Raw genomic sequence first — 17,401 nt, forward strand, 5'->3', positions numbered from 1 at the left:
TTTGTGTGTTACTCAGGCATTTTCTCTGCCTCCTCATTTCTGTTTTTCTATCAAATGATATAAACTCTCATTTTATTTTAACAAACTTATTATATAAAACGTTAATATGTATTTATTCCCATTTTTAGATTAGTAACGATTAACCAAAAAGCTCCCCAATTGTATACAAGTGGGGAGCTTTCCTTCATTCCTATTATAAACCTTCTGGGTTTAAAATGAGGACCACTCGTCCATCACCGAGAATTGTCGCACCAGAGAAATAATTCGAACTCTCTGCAAAGAAGTCACCTAATGACTTTAAGACGATTTCTCTTTGACCGATAATTGTGTTTACAATAAGTCCATAGCTGCGATGTGTATTACGAACAATTAACACAGGAACCATTTGACCATCATATGACGCAAACGCCTCATCTACTGTTTTCTCACCAAATACAGTACTTAAATGCTTCACTTCAATAATTTGATTACGGTAATTTAACACATCTTTTCCTTGTAAGGATTGAATGTCTTCTTTTTTAATCCGAATTGCTTCAACAATATTGCCAAGAGGGAAAGCATAACGTTTATCATTCGTTTGAACAAGCATAGATTGAATAATGGACAACGTTAATGGCAGTTCAATTCTAAATGTACTACCTTTCCCTTCTTCAGAATCAATAATTAAGTGTCCACCTAAACTATGGATCGTATGTTTCACTACATCTAATCCAACACCACGCCCAGAAAGGTCTGATACAACTTCAGCTGTACTAAATCCGGGTTGGAAAATCAAATCAAATACTTCACGGTCCGTTAATTTATTTGCCTCAGATTCTGTTACAACACCATTTTTAATCGCTTTTTCTAATACTTTCCCTTTATGAATTCCATTTCCATCATCCGTAATTTGAATAACGACATGATTTCCACTATGGAACGCTTCTAATTTAATCGTACCTGTCTCATTTTTTCCTGCATCACGACGTTGTTCAACAGTTTCAACCCCATGATCAATTGCATTACGAATTAAATGGACGAGTGGATCACCGATTTCATCAATAACAATTTTATCAACTTCGGTGTCTTCACCTGTAATTTGTAAATCGATTTTCTTCCCTAAATCTTTCGCTAACATACGTACCATACGCGGGAAACGATTGAAAACAGTTTCTATCGGTACCATACGCATGTTTAGTAGTACATTTTGAATATCTTTTGAAATATCGCCTAATCGATTTAAATGCTCAATTAATTCCTTGTTTTGAATTGCTTGTGCCAATTCATCTATACGACCACGCTCAATTACACTTTCTTCAAACATGTTCATTAATCTTTCAATTTTTTCTAATTGAACACGTATGGAACGATTTTCCACTTTACCATTTTTCGTTTTTGCAGCGCTTTTAGCAGGTGTAGCATTAGCAGCTTGCTTCGATACTTCTTTAGTTGATTCCACATGCGTAGCCGCTTGTAAATCTTCCTGCATAGCTTCTTGTGTACCCAATTCTTTCGAGACTACTTCTTTTAATGTATGTCCTTGCTTTACTTCTACTTTCTCAATTTCAGAAACATGAAGCACTACTTGTTTTAATTCTTCTTCACTTTGATCAGTATCCATAAATACTGTGAACTCAAACCCGAAAGCATCTGCTTCAATTTCTTCAATACTTGGAACTGTTTTTTGTACATTACCTACATTTTGCAGTGCTTCAATACACATAATTGCACGTACTGCTTTTAAAATAGCATGTTGCTCAACAGTTATATGCACTTCATGCGAAACTGCATCATCATTATTTATAGGTTCTTGCTCAATATATTCCGCAGGAGTTTCTACATTGCCATTCAATAATGCTTCTAATTTCTGCTTAGTTGTAATTACATCAATATTGCCCATTCCGCCTTGTTGCACATCTGCAACCATCTTCTCTAAATTATCAATGCACTCAAAAATCACATCAATAATCTCTGCATTTACAACTATATTCCCATGACGAATTTCATCTAAAACGTTTTCCATTTTATGCGTTAAATCCGCCATTTCCGTAAATTCCATACTCGCTGACATACCTTTAAATGTATGGGCTGAGCGGAATATTTCTCCCACAACATCCATATCAGTGGGATTTTGTTCTAAAGTTAGCACATTTTCATTTAGCGATTGTAAATGTTCTTCTGATTCCTCAAAAAATATATTTAATAGATCTGTTTGCATTTTCATCCCCTACCTGTCTAACAAACATTTCATTTATGTATAACAATTTAGTGTTTTAAAGCAAGAAAAAAGGGGGCCACACGCATATCCGCTATCAATGTTTAGATTCCTTGTGGCACCCCTTCTATATTAGCTGTTTGCTACTTTTGTTAAAGCTTCAATTACTCGATCTGCTTGGAACGGCTTTACAATAAAGTCTTTTGCTCCACCCTTAATTGCATCTAATACCATACCTTGTTGTCCCATTGCAGAACAAATAACAACTTTTGCACTTGAATCAATTTTAATAATTTCTTTTAACGCTTCAAGTCCGTCCATTTCTGGCATAGTAATATCTAATGTTACAATATCCGGTTGAAGTTCTTTAAACTTCTGAATTGCTTCTACTCCATTCTCTGCTTCACCAATAATTTCAAATTCAGAATTACTTTTTAATAAGTTTTTAATCATCGTTCGCATGAACATCGCATCGTCTACAACTAAAATTTTATGTGCCATTCTTTTTAATTCTCTCCTTCTATGTATAAATATATCTTAATATTTCACCTTATCATTCTCACTCATTATACAAAATAAAATGATAAAATTTAATATTTTTTTAAAAGAATTTTCGTATTTTCATTATTTTATTATTAAAATGATAATATACTATTCTTTTATGTAAATGACAACGCGACGGTTTTTCTCCCAATTTTGCGGTGAATCATTTGGTACAACTGGCTTTGTGTCTGCATATCCTACCGCAGCTAGCCTTTTATCATCCACATTATACACTTCGATTAAGTGGTGAATCATATTTGCTGCTCTTGCTGAAGACAGCTCCCAGTTAGAAGGGAATTTGTCGTTATGAATCGGTCTACTATCTGTATGCCCTTCAACAACAATCGGATTTGGTACTGATTGGAAAAAACCAACTAATTGACTTATTATCTCTTTCGCTTCCGGTTTAACGTTCGCGTCACCCGTATCAAATATTAAATTATCTACTATAACGACGCTTACTCCCGTATCCTCTCGATATACATTCACTTGACTAATACCGTTATTATCTACATATGCTTTTAACTTTTTATATAATTCGTCCATTCTCTTTTTCGAGACCATTTTTTCATCATTTTTTTCATGCGAAATATCTGGTATTGTATTTTCCATTACTTTCGCATCTACTTGCTCCACGTCACTAAACTTTTCAAGCATCTTTGACAATTTTACTGCATCCTGCTTTGATGTAGCAACTAGTAATACAAAGAAAGTTAATAATAACATCGTTAAATCTGTAAAAGTCGTCATCCAACGAGGCGATCCCTTTTGCGGTCGTTTCATCATAACCATACCACTCCTTGAAATATTAGGCTGCTCGTTTTACTTTTTTTATCTTTGTTTCGTATACATATGTATCGAGTTTCAACTTTAATTTAGAAGGAATTTGACCGCGATATAATTCTGAAATCGCTTCAATAACAAACTTCTTCTCTGTATATAAATCTTCAATACCACGATACACTTTTTCAGCAAGAGGGATTGCAATCATATTTGCAAGTACTGACCCATACAATGTCGTTAACATCGCAACTGCCATCCCTGTACCAATTTGCGATGTGTCTTGCAAGTTTTGAAGCATAATGATAAGACCGATTAAGGTCCCTATCATGCCCCAAGCTGGAGCGAAATCGCCAATTTTATCTAATAATGCTGCCCCTTTTCTTAACTCATACACTTCCGTTTCAACATCTCTCATTAACACTTCTTTTAATTCATCTTCATCGTAACCACTTAACATTAATCGAATTCCTTTTTGAATAAAAGGATTGTCTACTTGCTCTCCATCAACTTCTAAAGAAAGCAGGCCATGTTTTTTAGACTTTTTCGAAAAATCAACAAATAAATCCGTTAACTGTTCTAAATTTTCTTCTTTTCTATGTAAAACAGTAAAAATGCTTTTCGTATATTTTTTTATTTCTCCAAATCGATATGCCACAACAATTGTCGCTGTAGTTCCCCCTATGACAATTAAAATAGATGAAACATCTAAAAAGTTTTTAAAAGCTTTTATTCCGCCGCCGCCAATCATAATTGCCGCTATCACTATGGCAAAACCTACTATAATGCCGACTGGGCTAGAAATGTCAAACTTCCTTTTTCTTCTTTGTGGTCTAGCAAATCCTTGATTTTCGTCTCCCATATTCCTGCCCTTTCCTTTTCATTTTTATAAAACATTTTTTTATTTTAATAATGCGTTTTCACATATAATAAGTATTATACGCTTATCATCTATTTATCGCAATATACTCATAGAATTGACACATTTTATTTCCATATTAGAATTACAGTATGGAAATATGAGGAGGATTACAATGGAACATAACATTTTACAAGTCATTGCACTAGCAGAAAAATTAAAATATGAAATGCGACATAGCTGGCTTTCTAACGGACGTCAAGAAAGTGTTGCTGAACATACGTGGCGCATGTCTCTAATGGCCATTTTAGTTGAGCCTTATTTAGATCAAAAAGTAAATATTGAAAAATTACTTAAAATGGTTATTATTCACGACCTAGTCGAAGCTGAAGCTGGTGATATTCCTGCTTTTGATACAATGAATAGTCATGAATTACAATTACAAAAACAAACAAATGAGCAAGAAGCCATTTTAAATATTAAACGAACATTAAAAGGTTCTCTCGGTGAGGAATTATATGATTTATGGATGGAGTTTGAAGCGAAAGAAACGTACGAAGCAAAAGTAGCTAACGCACTTGATAAGCTTGAGGTGAAAATTCAGCATAACGAAGCTGATATTGATACGTGGCTACCAATTGAGCATAAAATGACATTCCAAGTAGCAAAGCATACAAACTTTGATTCTTTCCTATCTAAATTACAAAAAATGATTGAACAGGATGGAGAAAAGAAATTACTCGCTGCCGGCATTGACGTGGAAGCTTGCAAACGATAATGAAAAGACACTCAATATGAGTGTCTTATTTCATTATTGTTGATATAGCCTGCTTGTATATAAGCTGTTGTTTTCCATCAACTAACATTAAAACGGTAAATTTGTCTATCGCAACAACTTCTCCTACTATTCTAACGCCACTCTTTAAAAAAATTGTAACAATACCTTTTTCTTCTTTTATTTGTTTATATAGCTCTTCTTGTAAATGTTCCAAATACTTTTCTCTCCTTTTTTACAAAATATCTTAATATAAAAAACTATAAATTATTTATTTGTGTACTTTATCTTTTACATTCATAAACTTATTAATAAGTATATCTAAATCTCGGCTAAATAACAAAACTTTATCATGATCCAATCCGTGTCTAGCAACAAGTTGGATTAGCTCTTTCTTTTTGTTTTCTATTTTATTGTGTAATTTTCCCATCTCCATCTCTTTACTAAAACTCCCTTTTCCCATAATATTACTTGTAAAATTATAGTACAAATCCTCTCATAAAAAAATATAAAAATGGTTTTTTTTACAATTTTTATATTTTTTTATGAACAAATCGCAAAATATATAACGATTTCTTCACATATCCCTAGCACAATATACAATCAAAATAACCATACAGGCGTTTGTCTAATTACAAAAGAGACTGGCTCCTTTTCCATACAAAAAACATACTGTATATAGTAGTCCATGAATTATATAGATTAACTTACTCAAAAGGAGGAAAACATATGAGCTATGGTGGAAGTTGCGCTGGTTTCGGCGGTGGATTTGCTTTGCTTATCGTACTATTCATCCTTCTAATCATCATCGGATGTAGCTGCTGGGGTGGCGGCGGATACGGATACTAATATATCCTATCCTTAACAAATGAACGAAAAACTATACGAAAACAGCTCATATTTGAGCTGTTTTTTCATACTTTCGTATGAAGTGATATCCCTCCTTTTTGTGATTTCAACTAATAAAAAAACGTTTACTATGAAATAAGAAATATTTTACTAAGGAGGATTACAATGATTAAAGGTCTTTACGAAGCACATTTACCTGTCAGTAACTTAGAGATATCAATATCTTTTTATGAATCACTTAGACTGAAATTATATAAAAGAGGAGATGATATTGCTTTCTTTTGGATTAAAGAAAACGAAAGTTGGCTCGGTCTTTGGGAAGGCACAGAATACAAAGTTAATTATCATCCCTCTTTACGACACATCGCCTTTCAAGTAAGCTTACATGATTTAGAAGATGCGATTCATTGGCTAAATCAAAAAGGCATTTCAGCACGAAAAGATTTTGGAATGGAACCAATTGAACCGATTGTTTTTCCAGAATTAGCGCATACCGCCGTATACTTTAACGATCCTGACGGAAATAGTTTAGAATTGATTGCACAATTACCTATTGGACTTCCTACAGCAGAGAAAGTGTACTTAAGCGAGTGGAAAAAACAAGTTCAAGCATCATCATTACATAAAGATTAAATTTTATGTCAGTTTCTTATTCCACACTTCTAAAAACAAATAAAAACTTCAATAAACTATTTTACGGGCAAACGTTAAGTGTACTTGGAGATTGGTTTCATACTGTAGCTTTATTAACATTCGTCTATAGCCTAACGGAATCTCCGTTTATGATTGCACTAACTTTTATAAGTAAAGGTTTACCCCAGCTTCTTCTTAGTCCTTTCATAGGCGGAGTTGTAGATCGTTTTTCTAAAAAGAAGATTCTGATTTTTACCGATATTTTACGAGGCATAATCGTCCTCACTTATTTATTTGCACTATATAAAATCGAGATTATTTTCATTTCTAACATATGTTTATCCGTACTTTCTTGTTTATTTGAGCCGGCTAAACAAGCAACCTTAAAAAATATCGTACACCAAAATCATTTCGTAACTGCTAACTCTCTTTCTAGTACAATTAATGGTTTTATGTCTATTATGGGGGCTTCTTTGGGCGGGATAATTGCACAATCTTTACATATTGAATTCGCTTTTTTAGTAAATAGCCTGTCATACTTTATTTCAGCCTATTTTATTTATAATATGAGTGTCCCTTCTCATGATACTTGTAACAAGAAAAAAGCATTTTTTACTGATATAAAAGATGGTTACACATACATATTACAAACAAAAATCATTTTAACGTTAATTCTTGTCGGCATTTCATGGGGCATGATTGGAGGCGCTTATCAGCTACTTCTAACGATCTATGCCGAAAAAATTTTCCACACCAACATTGGAAATTTATATACGGTTCAAGGGGCTGGGCTTATGATGGGAAGCCTTCTCGTTAATCTTTATATGTCTCATAATAAAGAAAAAATGAAAAAAGCATTCGGGTGGGCCTATCTCCTACAAGGAATTTTCTTTCTCGGATTTATTTTATCCAATCAACTTATTATCGGTATCATTACTATATTCTGTATGCGCATAGCAGGAGGAATCATCGTTCCACTTGATACGACATTACTTCAAACTTATACGAAGGAAAATATGATTGGTAAAGTTTTTTCATTCCATTATTCCATTTACGGATCTCTTATTCAGTTATCTATGTTTTTTACGGGATGGCTTTTAGAAGTTCTTTCTCCTCAAGTTATTGGTACCTTGTTAGCTATATGCTGTATTTTTGTGAGTTTTATATGGCTGTTCTTGTTTTATCGAGGGAAACTTAATGAAGAATCTACTATCACTTAATAGCATGTTTATGTACATGCTATTTTTATTTATGTCGAAATATAAAGGAAAAAGGCGATTTATTTCCCTTACGTTCTAATTTTTTAGAATGTACAATAAATTTAGATCATAAGAAAGGAGATATCATAATGTTTGACGATAGACTTACTATTTCAGCTGAGCAGCAGAAGCTCATTTCTAATGCAACTCGCATTCAAATTCTTCACCTTTTAAAAGACGAGGCACTCACTGCAAAACAAGTAGCTACTAAACTAAATAAATCTGCTGGTAGCGTTCATTATCACGTTCAAATTTTATATGATGGAGGGTTACTTGAATTAGTAGACACGAAAGAAAAACGAGGAATTATTGAAAAATATTACAAGGCAAAATCTGCTCATTTCTATATTGAAGAAAGCGGCACAGAAGGAACGAATACAGGCAGTCATATTGTATCTCATTTATTTTTAACTCCAGAGGAATTACAACAGCTTACTTGGGAAGTTACACAAGTGTTATTACGCTGGGAAAACAAAACCGCTCGTCAATCAAGCTCCGAAGAGGAATACGCTATTTCCTGCAGGATTAAAAAACAATGAAAGAAAGGTCCAACTGCTTATGAAAAATAAATTATTATTATTGTCGGGAACAGGAATTTCTCGTTTAGGTGATTTTATGTATCTCATCGCCCTAAACGTAATGGTGTTAAATAGCACAAACTCCCCTGCTGCTGTAGCAGGATTATGGATTGTAGGTCCAATTGCAACCGTTGTTACAAAAATATGGTCTGGTAGTATAGTAGATCGATTAAACAAACGGTCCATTATGCTCATCACAGATATAATTCGGGCAGCTCTTATTGGCTGTATTCCACTATTTGATTCTATTTGGGCCATTTATATTTTTATCTTTTTGACTCGTATTGCCACATCATTTTTCGATCCAGCTTCATTTTCTTATAAAACAATGCTCATACGAGCTGAAGAACGCGCTCAATTCAACGCTTGGAATAACTTTTGTACAAGCGGGGCTTTTATTATCGGTCCAGCCCTTGCTGGAATACTTCTCACCACGTACTCAGCATCCTTTGTTATTTACTGCAACTCACTTTCCTTTCTACTTTCTACTATTCTCATTTATTTCTTACCAAACATTACGTTACAAACAAAGCAAAACGAAGAAGTTGCAAATACTTTCGTACAAACATTACGAAGTGATTGGAAACAAGTTTTTTCATTCGCTCGAACTGAAAGTTACATTATTCTCATATTCGTTTTATTTCAAGCTACTACGCTTGTCTCTATGGCACTCGATTCACAAGAGGTTGTTTTCACAAAACAAGTACTGTTTTTATCCAACATGGAATATAGCATGCTTGTTAGTATAACTGGTGCTGCTTACGTTTTCGGTTCATTACTTGTTTCTCTCTTTGCTAAACGATTACCAATTCAACAGTGTATCGGATTAGGTATGATTTTCACAGCAATAGGCTATGTAATTTTCGCCTTTTCAAATTCATTTATAGTCGCAGCGAGTGGTTTCATTTTACTTGGCATTTCTTCATCATTTGCTGGTACTGGCTTTATAACATTTTATCAAAATAACATCCCTGTACATATGATAGGACGTATCGATAGCGTGTTTGATTCCATAAAAAATTTCATCCAAATCTTTTTCATTTTAGCAATTGGGGCATCCACACAATTCCTTTCCGTTCAAATCACTGTAATAAGCAGCTCATTACTCATTCTTTTCCTTTCCTGTTTATTAGCAATCCGGGTAATGACGCCTTCACGAGAAAAATATTTTAAAGCTACAGGGTCATCATTGGAATATTAAATACAACATAAAAAGCGGCTATTTAGCCGCTTTTTTCCCGTATTAAAGGGCAGTAAGTCCCCCACTGATTAAAGTTTCACTTTATGTTAAAAGATGTATTGGATCTGATTATGTAGGAGGAAATAACAGCAAATCAAAGCCTATAAAAATATATAATTACAAGTTGCGTATTTTATAGAATTCAACATATCATATTTTTAGATGATGAAAATGAAGAATTATATTTCAATTGGGAAAGCTGCAAACATTTTAGGGAAAACACAACAAACTTTACGGAATTGGGATAAAGAAGGTGTTTTTATTGCGGATAGAACACCAAAAGGTCATCGAATATATGATCTTGAAAAAGTTGTGGCATTCCAAAAGAAAAGTGAAACACATTCAAAAACAGAAACAAATGATGTATTTATATATGGAAGAGTATCTACAAAAAAACAACTTGAAAGCGGTAATTTAGATAGACAATTACAACGATTAACTACATTCGCAGTTGAAAAAGGATACAAAATCACAGGTATTTATAAAGATATCGCAAGTGGATTAAACGAAAACAGAAAAGGATTTCAAACAATGTTGAGAGATTGTAAAGAAAAGTCACCTTCTGTTATTTTGATTGAATACAAAGATAGATTAGCTAGGTTCGGTTTTTCTTATATTGAATCTCATTTAAAAGATTTAGGAGTAAACATATATTGCATAGAACACATTGAAAAAAACGAAGAAGCCGAATTAGTGGAAGATCTTATAGCAATCACAACCTCTTTTTCTGCAAAAATTATGGGAAAAGAGGAGATAGAAAATTAGAAAATACAATAAAATCCGTATTAGAAAAGGGTGATAAGGATGAAAACAACTCGGACTTGTAAAATTAATTCTATCACAAAAGAACACACGGAAGATTTAATTACTTTGATTCGTACGTTCGAAAGTGCAAAACGATATAGTTTTAATCGTTTGATTGAGGGCGAAAACGAGAAAGAATTGATAAAAAAACTACAACCTAAATATTTGTTAAATAAACGTTTTTGTGAAGATGCGGTTTTACAAGCGCAAACTATCCTTTCCTCTCAAAAAGAACTTCTTCCTGTTTACCTAGAAAACAATCAAAAAAAGTTAGAAAAGACGTTACAAAAAATAGATGAGTATGAAAGCGGCAGGAAAAAACCAAAAAAAGTTTCATTAGAAATTTGTCTAATTGGATTAAGAAAAAGACAACAAAAATTAGAACAAAAAATTGAAATGTATGAAACACATATTAAAAATGAAACATTACCTCCTATTATTTTTGGTGGGCGAAAAAATTTCTATGAACGAATGAAAAATAAGATATCTAATCAAGCATGGAAAGATTTGCGTACACGACAATTATATTCTCGCGGAGATAAAAGTAAAAAAGGGAATTTGAACATGCGCATTACAGTTGATGACTGTGGGCAAGGATGGTTAGAAATTGCAAATCCATTAGGACTAACAAATGGAAAAACAAAAAGCCCACGAATCAAAGTTCCGATTATCATTCCATATCATTTTTATCATCAAATCACAAATGTCGTTATGGGAGAGCAAATCGGTTTAAATCCAAAAGGAAAACCGATTATAGAGCATCAAAAATATAGTGTAGAAATCATTCGTAAACAAAATGATTTTTATGTAAATATTACGTTTGATGAAACGGAAATAGTTCGTTTATTAGATTTTAAAGAAACACCACAATCAGATGTAATTGCAGGGATCGATGTAAATCCAGACTGCATTGCAGTTAGTTTATGTACAAAACAAGGTAATTTTAAAAGTTCTAAAATCTTTTACCTACACAATCTTGATACGTTTTCAACAAACAAACGCGCAACAATTATCGGGAAACTCGTACAACAAATTAAAACATGGTTATTGGAAAACAATGTAGGTGGTATTGTTTTAGAGGATTTGAAATTTCAACACTCTCATGATACTAATAAATACAGTAATCGTAAACTCCATCAATTTATGTATAAAAAGATGTTGAACAGTTTAATTCGTATGGCTCTTCGCAACGGGTTTTCTGTCAAAACAGTGAATCCTGCTTATACAAGTGTGATTGGAAAATTAAAATATAGTAAAAAATACGGTATTAGTGTACATGAAACCGCTGCATTCACAATCGCAAGACGTGGATTAGGTTTCCAAGAAAGATTACCAAAAGAATTTGTTCTATTATTAAAAAACCAAATTACAACAAAACTACGTATTTTTGTTGCTTCGATGGAAGAAAGCGAGAAGGATACGAATACGAAAAAAGTATATAAAAAATGGTTACAAACAATTAAAACGTGGAAAGAACATCACAATTGGAAATTGTGGGGCATTCTTCACAAAACTGTTTATATGAGCAACCAACAATTAGTATTTAAAATTTAAATTAGAAGGGGGGTACTGGTTTATTTCTTATAACCTCTTGCATACTACTGACTTGGATGAATGGTAGTATGCAAAAACAGACCGTTCTTAAAAAGAACCTGCCGTCATTCTTTCACAATAGGTGAATGAGAAGGTCGTAACCCTTACGGACAGGAAAAAGGCGAGATCCCTTTTCGGTAGTTGGCATTTGACTTGGTTCGCCAACGATTTATAGATTTTTATAAGAATTTTGAACCAGGGCTATTTTGGAGATTATATTCATTTTCATATGTATTATATTAGTAGCTTCTATTTTACAAACAAGTACAGGTTTTGGCTTTTCTATTATGGCAACACCTTTCTTACTCATGTTATTTCTACCACAAGAAGCTATACAAATAAATATCATTTTATCCTTAATTATTTCCATATCACTCATCTGGAAAATAAGAATGGACATTGATTTTATTCTACTGAAAAGATTAATTTTCGGAAGTATAGTTGGTGTTCCTTTTGGTATTTTAATTTTCACTTCCATTAACATCAACACATTTAAATTAGCAATTAGCATCCTGCTCTTACTATTAACGTTGATGCTAATATGCAACTTTAAAATTAAATCAACAAAATCTAGAGATTTCTTAGTCGGTGGATTATCCGGTCTTTTAACGACAAGTATAGGTATGCCCGGACCTCCCCTGTTACTGTACTTTACAGGAACTGATACGAAAAAAGAAAAGTTGAGAGCAACTACATTAGCTTTTTATCTATTTATATATTTCATTAGTCTACTAACTCAAATACTCTTTACTGGCACAAACAAAGCAATTTGGCAATCAAGTTTGTATGCTATTCCAATTGTATTTCTAGGTTTATTTTTAGGACAAATTATTTTCAAATGGCTTAATCAACGGATTTTCAAAATATTTACGTATATCCTTTTGAGTTGCACTGGTATGTATCTTCTTATTGAAAGTTTGCATTTGTTATAAGTTAGTTTTTCAAGATAATAGATGCTTTAGATTGTACAAAAACACATAGATTTAAACGATAAAAAGGCAGACCTGCATGCAGGTCTGCCTTTTTACTCATTTCTTATTAAATCCTTTTTCACTTAAAAATTCTTTCATATGCATTCTTTTTTCTTTAGCCATAAACGAACTCATTGATTCCGTCCATGTTACGTTTTTCTTGTTTGATGATCTTTCTTTGTAATACGAGTTCATCGTTTCATCGTATTCGTTTAATAATTCATCATATTTCTTTTCATCATAGCCATTTTCATGAAGGATTGCCGCTACTGGTAAACGTGGTTTCACTTCATGATCTTCATCTGGTACACCAACTGTCATTCCGAATACAGGATATACTTTATCCGGTAAATGAAGCAATTCACTCACTTCTCTCGGGTTATTACGAATACCACCAATATAACAAATACCGTATCCTAACGATTCTGCTGCTAACGCTAAGTTTTGTGCGAACAGTGAAGCATCTACCGTCGCAACGATAAAGTCTTCTACTCCTTCATGCTTAATCTCTGTACCATGCTGTTCACATGCCATTTCAAGTCGTTTTAAATCTGCACAACAAACAAAGAATGCTGCACAGTCTTTCACGTGACGATTTCCGGATAACTCTGCTAGTTTAGCCTTTAAGTCTTGATCTGTTACATATATAACAGAATACGCCTGTACAAAATGTGAAGAAGCGGCATGCTGCGCAGCTTGTACCATTCTTTCTACTACATCTTTCGGAATTGATTCTTCTTTATAATTACGAACTGAAACGTGTTGCTCCATTTTATGTATGATCTCATTCATGAAAAACACTCCTTTTTTCTCTTCATATTGAAAAATTAACATATCTTTTTCAATATTCACAACTTATAAGCACAAAAAGAGCAATTCTTTTTGAATTGCTCTTTTTTAAAACGTCTATTAGTACGGTAAATGAAATTATATAGATGATTTTCCGAATATATCGACTTACCAACAAATACCGACAGGTTTACATCAAATTATTTCTTATCTTATTACGCTGTTTTCAAAACTTTAATACCTTTTACGATATTCCAAATGAAGTAATAAATCCCTACAAGAATGAACACCGCATATGTGATCATCATGCCAATTCCAGCGCCCTCAGATTGATTGAAGCTTAAACCGTATAGGCCTGATACTGCCAATCCACCAAATAAGATTGCATATGGGAATATATGTGACCAAAATGCTTTTTTCGCGTGGTATTTCACTTCGTCCTCCGCAATGAAGTACACGATAATTGGTAGTAAAAATGGTGCAAAAAAGATACTAAAGTAACATAGTGAAGATAATATATTATTTCCTTTCATCCGACTCACCTCTAAATAGTTTTTGTTATCTTCATTATGTCAGGAATCCATTCTAGAAACTATCGCTTTACCTTTCATGAACATGACATATTTGTAAGATTTCCCTCTAAAATAATCCCGCCTGAAATTTCAGGCGGGATTATTTTCTCTATATTCGATTCATAAACCAATATTGCGTAATGGCTAAATACTCTCGTAAATTCGATGAAATGACAATTCGCTTTGGTGTTTCGGCCGGAAGACCTTCTAATTGTAAACCTTGTTTTGCTGCTATTTTTTTCGCTCTAAACATATGGAAGTCGTTTGTTACGATCATTCCCTTTTTCATATTGTCCGGAATTAAAGGTTTTGAGAATTTAATATTCTCATCTGTACTCGTTGACTTATCTTCCATAATGATGCGGTCTTCTGCAATTTTCAGTTTCATTAATCCATTTTTCATTGCTAACGCTTCTGAAATATCTTCTCCTTTTCCTTTCCCTCCAGACACAATCGCAATTGTTTTCTCATGTGATTTTAAATACTCAGCTGCTTTATCAATACGATATTGCAATGAGTAAGATGGTTTCTTCCCGTTTACTTTCGATCCTAATACAATTATATAATCAGCATCGTAGGTCGCTTTCATATGCCCATGCTTATATATGTTATATTGTAAAAATCCTGCATAAACGGCGCAAACCATTATAATGCCTATCATATACTTAATTATTTTCTTCTTTTTCATATCCATATACTCCTATGTTCTTTGCTTCTTTCATGATAATATCCATTTATTTGTTTGTATACAGACAAATTCCAATTCAGCCTAATTTATCCTCTAGAAAGTAATATTTATATTTCTTTCGGGAACAGTAAGTACAACTTTGCACGAAGGAGTGTCTCTATTGCTTCTCTTTTTATGTAACGTATCGTTCTTTTTCATCTTATTTTTACTATCACTTAAATTGCTCGGTAAATCTGCTTTAGCACAACTAACGCCTCATGATTTTGGGGCTATTATCTTTTTATCTTATTTAGCTTTTCAGGCCATACCAGTCTCTGGTGCTTTGCAAGCTTTTCTCGGTATGGTCGTTATTACATGTTTACATTTGCTTCTTACAAAATTAAGCTTACTAAACAAACTAAATCGTTTTATTCTTGGACACCCCATTATTTTAATTAAACATGGTGACATTATTTTTGAGAACTTACAAAAAAGTAGATATCCAATTGCTGAACTACTGTCTAACCTTCGCGTTGCAGGATACCCAAGTGTTCACGAAATTGAATATGCTATTTTAGAAGCGAACGGAGCCATTAGCATTTTACCAAAGCGTGAACTTGTACCATTAACTCCAAAAGATTTGAACATAGATGTTACGTATGCTGGATTACCAATTGCTCTTATTGTTGATTCGCAAATTCAATACGATAACTTAAAGTTAATTCATAAGGACGAAAAATGGTTATATAAAGAATTAAAAGAAAAAGGCATCACTAATATTAAAAGCGTTGCTTTCGCGTCTGTTCAAGAAACAGATGGATCTTTTGCAATTAGTTTAAAAGAGTAAAAAAATCCCCTTACTTGCTCAAGGGGATTTTCTTCATTATATCGCTTCTTTCTTTCCTGTCATATTTAACGGAACAGGATGTTTCATACGATTCATCGTAAATACGATAATCGCTGTCAATACTTCAGCTACTGGCATAACGAGCCAAATTCCATTTATCCCAAATAATTTTGGCATAATCCATAATAATGGAATAATAAATAGTAACCCTCGGCTCATTATAATAAGCACTGATTTTGTCGTTTGTCGCACTGATTGGAAGTACTCTCCATACACAATGTTATAGCCTAAAAATACATATTGGATAAAGAACAAGCTAATACCCGTTAATGTTAACTCCAATAACTCTGGAGATTGGACATCAAATAGACCAATAATATATTTCCCGAAGAATAATCCGATAACTATTGCAATACCACCGAGTACTACCGCAATTTTTACAGCGAACTTTAATCCTTCACGCAATCTTTCTGATAAATTTGCCCCGTAATGGAAACTAGCGATCGGTTGTAACGCTGCTCCAACACCGAAGAATAGTAGTAATGTCATCGCATGAATACTGTTCACCATCGCATAAGAAGCGACTCCTACTTCTCCTGCATATTGAACGAATGCAATGTTAAAACCGATTGTTACAATTGCAACTGTGCTTTCTGCTGTAAAGCTCGGGAAACCAATTACCATAATTTGTTTAACTGTATCCCATTCAAAATGGAATTTCGTCCATTTTAAAATACTACTTTTTCTAAAGAAGTGAGTTAATAATACAAGGAAACCAATCGCTGCTGAAAGAATAGTTGCTGAGGCAGCACCTGTTACGCCCCATCCAAAGATGAAAATAAAGATATAGTCAAACACTATATTTAATACCGCCGTTACAACTAGACCTGCCATTGCTAAATTAGGATTTCCGTCATTTCGTATAAATGTACTTAAAATATTTTCTAAAACGTATATCATTCCAAATGTTAATAATACGTGTAAATAGTCTAAAGCATACGGTAAAATCACTTCGTTTGCACCAAATAAGTATGCTAAATCTTCTATTCTCCATAAGCAAATCGCTGCTAAAACACCTACGATAATTACTGCTACCGTCATGGATTGAGTAAAAATAGACCTTGCTCTTTCTAATTTATTTTCACCTAGTGCAATGGAATATAACGTTGCTCCGCCCATTCCAATCCATAATGAAATAGAGAAGAAAATTGAAAACGCTGGAATAGCCACGTTTACTCCTGCTAATCCGTTCGCTCCAACTCCCCGACTAATCATAACCGCATCAATCACAATATTAACTGACATTAATACCATTCCAAGAACAGCTGGTATTAAATAAGAAATAAATAAACTTTTTATTGGTTTTTCTCTTAATTTTTCTGTTGTTTCCATCATATAAATGCTCCTTTTTCAATGCTCTGTTCATAGTTTAAACCTTCAAGTTACTT

The 17,401-nt window shown here is 33.3% G+C and carries 20 protein-coding genes; 10 read left to right on the forward strand and 10 right to left on the reverse strand.

Annotated elements, in window-relative coordinates; genetic code table 11:
* Positions 1-193: 193 nt before the first annotated feature.
* From ILS93_RS12380 to ILS93_RS12395, 4 genes are all read right to left on the reverse strand, one after another.
* Positions 194-2,197, reverse strand: coding sequence for a chemotaxis protein CheA (locus ILS93_RS12380; RefSeq protein ID WP_098102201.1), 2,004 nt, complete (start codon positions 2,195-2,197; stop codon positions 194-196).
* A gap of 129 nt (positions 2,198-2,326) precedes the next feature.
* The gene (locus ILS93_RS12385; protein WP_000940570.1) at positions 2,327-2,695 is read right to left on the reverse strand and encodes a response regulator; all 369 of its coding nucleotides are present in this window, start codon (positions 2,693-2,695) and stop codon (positions 2,327-2,329) included.
* Between the two features lie 150 nt (positions 2,696-2,845).
* Positions 2,846-3,523, reverse strand: a complete 678-nt coding sequence (locus ILS93_RS12390; protein WP_000977943.1) for an OmpA family protein — start codon at positions 3,521-3,523, stop codon at positions 2,846-2,848.
* 22 nt (positions 3,524-3,545) lie between these two features.
* Positions 3,546-4,379 carry a flagellar motor protein MotP gene (locus ILS93_RS12395; protein ID WP_098111834.1) on the reverse strand — a complete coding sequence of 278 codons (834 nt, stop codon included), beginning with the start codon at positions 4,377-4,379 and terminating at the stop codon, positions 3,546-3,548.
* Between the two features lie 172 nt (positions 4,380-4,551).
* Here ILS93_RS12395 and ILS93_RS12400 point away from each other — a divergent pair, with 172 nt between their 5' ends.
* Positions 4,552-5,154, forward strand: coding sequence for an HD domain-containing protein (locus ILS93_RS12400; protein WP_088048433.1), 603 nt, complete (start codon positions 4,552-4,554; stop codon positions 5,152-5,154).
* Between the two features lie 25 nt (positions 5,155-5,179).
* Here the strand turns inward: ILS93_RS12400 and hfq are convergent, their stop codons facing one another.
* Together hfq and ILS93_RS12410 are read right to left on the reverse strand one after the other, a co-directional pair.
* Positions 5,180-5,368 (reverse strand): RNA chaperone Hfq, encoded by a 189-nt coding sequence (gene hfq, locus ILS93_RS12405; protein WP_000400660.1) that lies wholly within the window; start codon positions 5,366-5,368, stop codon positions 5,180-5,182.
* 54 nt (positions 5,369-5,422) lie between these two features.
* Entirely contained in the window at positions 5,423-5,641 is a 219-nt protein-coding gene (locus tag ILS93_RS12410; protein ID WP_002096752.1) for an aspartyl-phosphate phosphatase Spo0E family protein, read from the reverse strand.
* 239 nt (positions 5,642-5,880) lie between these two features.
* On the opposite strand from ILS93_RS12410, the gene ILS93_RS12415 reads away from it, so the two are divergent.
* The 8 genes from ILS93_RS12415 to ILS93_RS12450 all read left to right on the forward strand — a co-directional run bounded on the left by ILS93_RS12415 (position 5,881) and on the right by ILS93_RS12450 (position 13,039).
* The gene (locus ILS93_RS12415) at positions 5,881-6,000 is read left to right on the forward strand and encodes a YjcZ family sporulation protein (protein ID WP_000120179.1); all 120 of its coding nucleotides are present in this window, start codon (positions 5,881-5,883) and stop codon (positions 5,998-6,000) included.
* Between the two features lie 165 nt (positions 6,001-6,165).
* Complete coding sequence (locus tag ILS93_RS12420) at positions 6,166-6,633, forward strand: VOC family protein (RefSeq protein ID WP_222660610.1); 468 nt, start codon at positions 6,166-6,168, stop codon at positions 6,631-6,633.
* A gap of 5 nt (positions 6,634-6,638) precedes the next feature.
* Positions 6,639-7,853 (forward strand): MFS transporter, encoded by a 1,215-nt coding sequence (locus ILS93_RS12425; RefSeq protein WP_222660612.1) that lies wholly within the window; start codon positions 6,639-6,641, stop codon positions 7,851-7,853.
* Between the two features lie 128 nt (positions 7,854-7,981).
* Positions 7,982-8,431 (forward strand): ArsR/SmtB family transcription factor, encoded by a 450-nt coding sequence (locus ILS93_RS12430; protein WP_064476555.1) that lies wholly within the window; start codon positions 7,982-7,984, stop codon positions 8,429-8,431.
* Between the two features lie 19 nt (positions 8,432-8,450).
* Positions 8,451-9,671, forward strand: coding sequence for an MFS transporter (locus tag ILS93_RS12435; protein WP_222660614.1), 1,221 nt, complete (start codon positions 8,451-8,453; stop codon positions 9,669-9,671).
* A gap of 210 nt (positions 9,672-9,881) precedes the next feature.
* Positions 9,882-10,475, forward strand: coding sequence for an IS607 family transposase (locus ILS93_RS12440; protein WP_222660616.1), 594 nt, complete (start codon positions 9,882-9,884; stop codon positions 10,473-10,475).
* Positions 10,476-10,514: 39 nt separating this feature from the next.
* The gene (locus ILS93_RS12445) at positions 10,515-12,068 is read left to right on the forward strand and encodes an IS200/IS605 family accessory protein TnpB-related protein (protein WP_222660618.1); all 1,554 of its coding nucleotides are present in this window, start codon (positions 10,515-10,517) and stop codon (positions 12,066-12,068) included.
* A gap of 245 nt (positions 12,069-12,313) precedes the next feature.
* Positions 12,314-13,039 (forward strand): sulfite exporter TauE/SafE family protein, encoded by a 726-nt coding sequence (locus ILS93_RS12450; protein ID WP_064476558.1) that lies wholly within the window; start codon positions 12,314-12,316, stop codon positions 13,037-13,039.
* A 96-nt stretch (positions 13,040-13,135) separates the two neighbouring features.
* Here ILS93_RS12450 and nfsA read toward each other — a convergent pair whose 3' ends face one another.
* From nfsA to ILS93_RS12465, 3 genes are all read right to left on the reverse strand, one after another.
* The gene (nfsA, locus tag ILS93_RS12455; protein ID WP_064476559.1) at positions 13,136-13,870 is read right to left on the reverse strand and encodes an oxygen-insensitive NADPH nitroreductase; all 735 of its coding nucleotides are present in this window, start codon (positions 13,868-13,870) and stop codon (positions 13,136-13,138) included.
* A gap of 212 nt (positions 13,871-14,082) precedes the next feature.
* Entirely contained in the window at positions 14,083-14,400 is a 318-nt protein-coding gene (locus ILS93_RS12460; RefSeq protein WP_222660620.1) for a magnetosome magnetite crystal formation protein family, read from the reverse strand.
* 148 nt (positions 14,401-14,548) lie between these two features.
* Complete coding sequence (locus ILS93_RS12465) at positions 14,549-15,127, reverse strand: YdcF family protein (protein ID WP_222660622.1); 579 nt, start codon at positions 15,125-15,127, stop codon at positions 14,549-14,551.
* A 160-nt stretch (positions 15,128-15,287) separates the two neighbouring features.
* On the opposite strand from ILS93_RS12465, the gene ILS93_RS12470 reads away from it, so the two are divergent.
* Entirely contained in the window at positions 15,288-15,953 is a 666-nt protein-coding gene (locus ILS93_RS12470; RefSeq protein ID WP_222660623.1) for a DUF421 domain-containing protein, read from the forward strand.
* A 36-nt stretch (positions 15,954-15,989) separates the two neighbouring features.
* Here ILS93_RS12470 and ILS93_RS12475 read toward each other — a convergent pair whose 3' ends face one another.
* Entirely contained in the window at positions 15,990-17,345 is a 1,356-nt protein-coding gene (locus ILS93_RS12475) for an MATE family efflux transporter (RefSeq protein WP_098102217.1), read from the reverse strand.
* Positions 17,346-17,401 lie beyond the last annotated feature (56 nt).

Origin of the sequence: Bacillus sp. 16GRE42 (assembly GCF_019837435.1) — a bacterium.
Lineage (GTDB): Bacteria > Bacillota > Bacilli > Bacillales > Bacillaceae_G > Bacillus_A > Bacillus_A wiedmannii.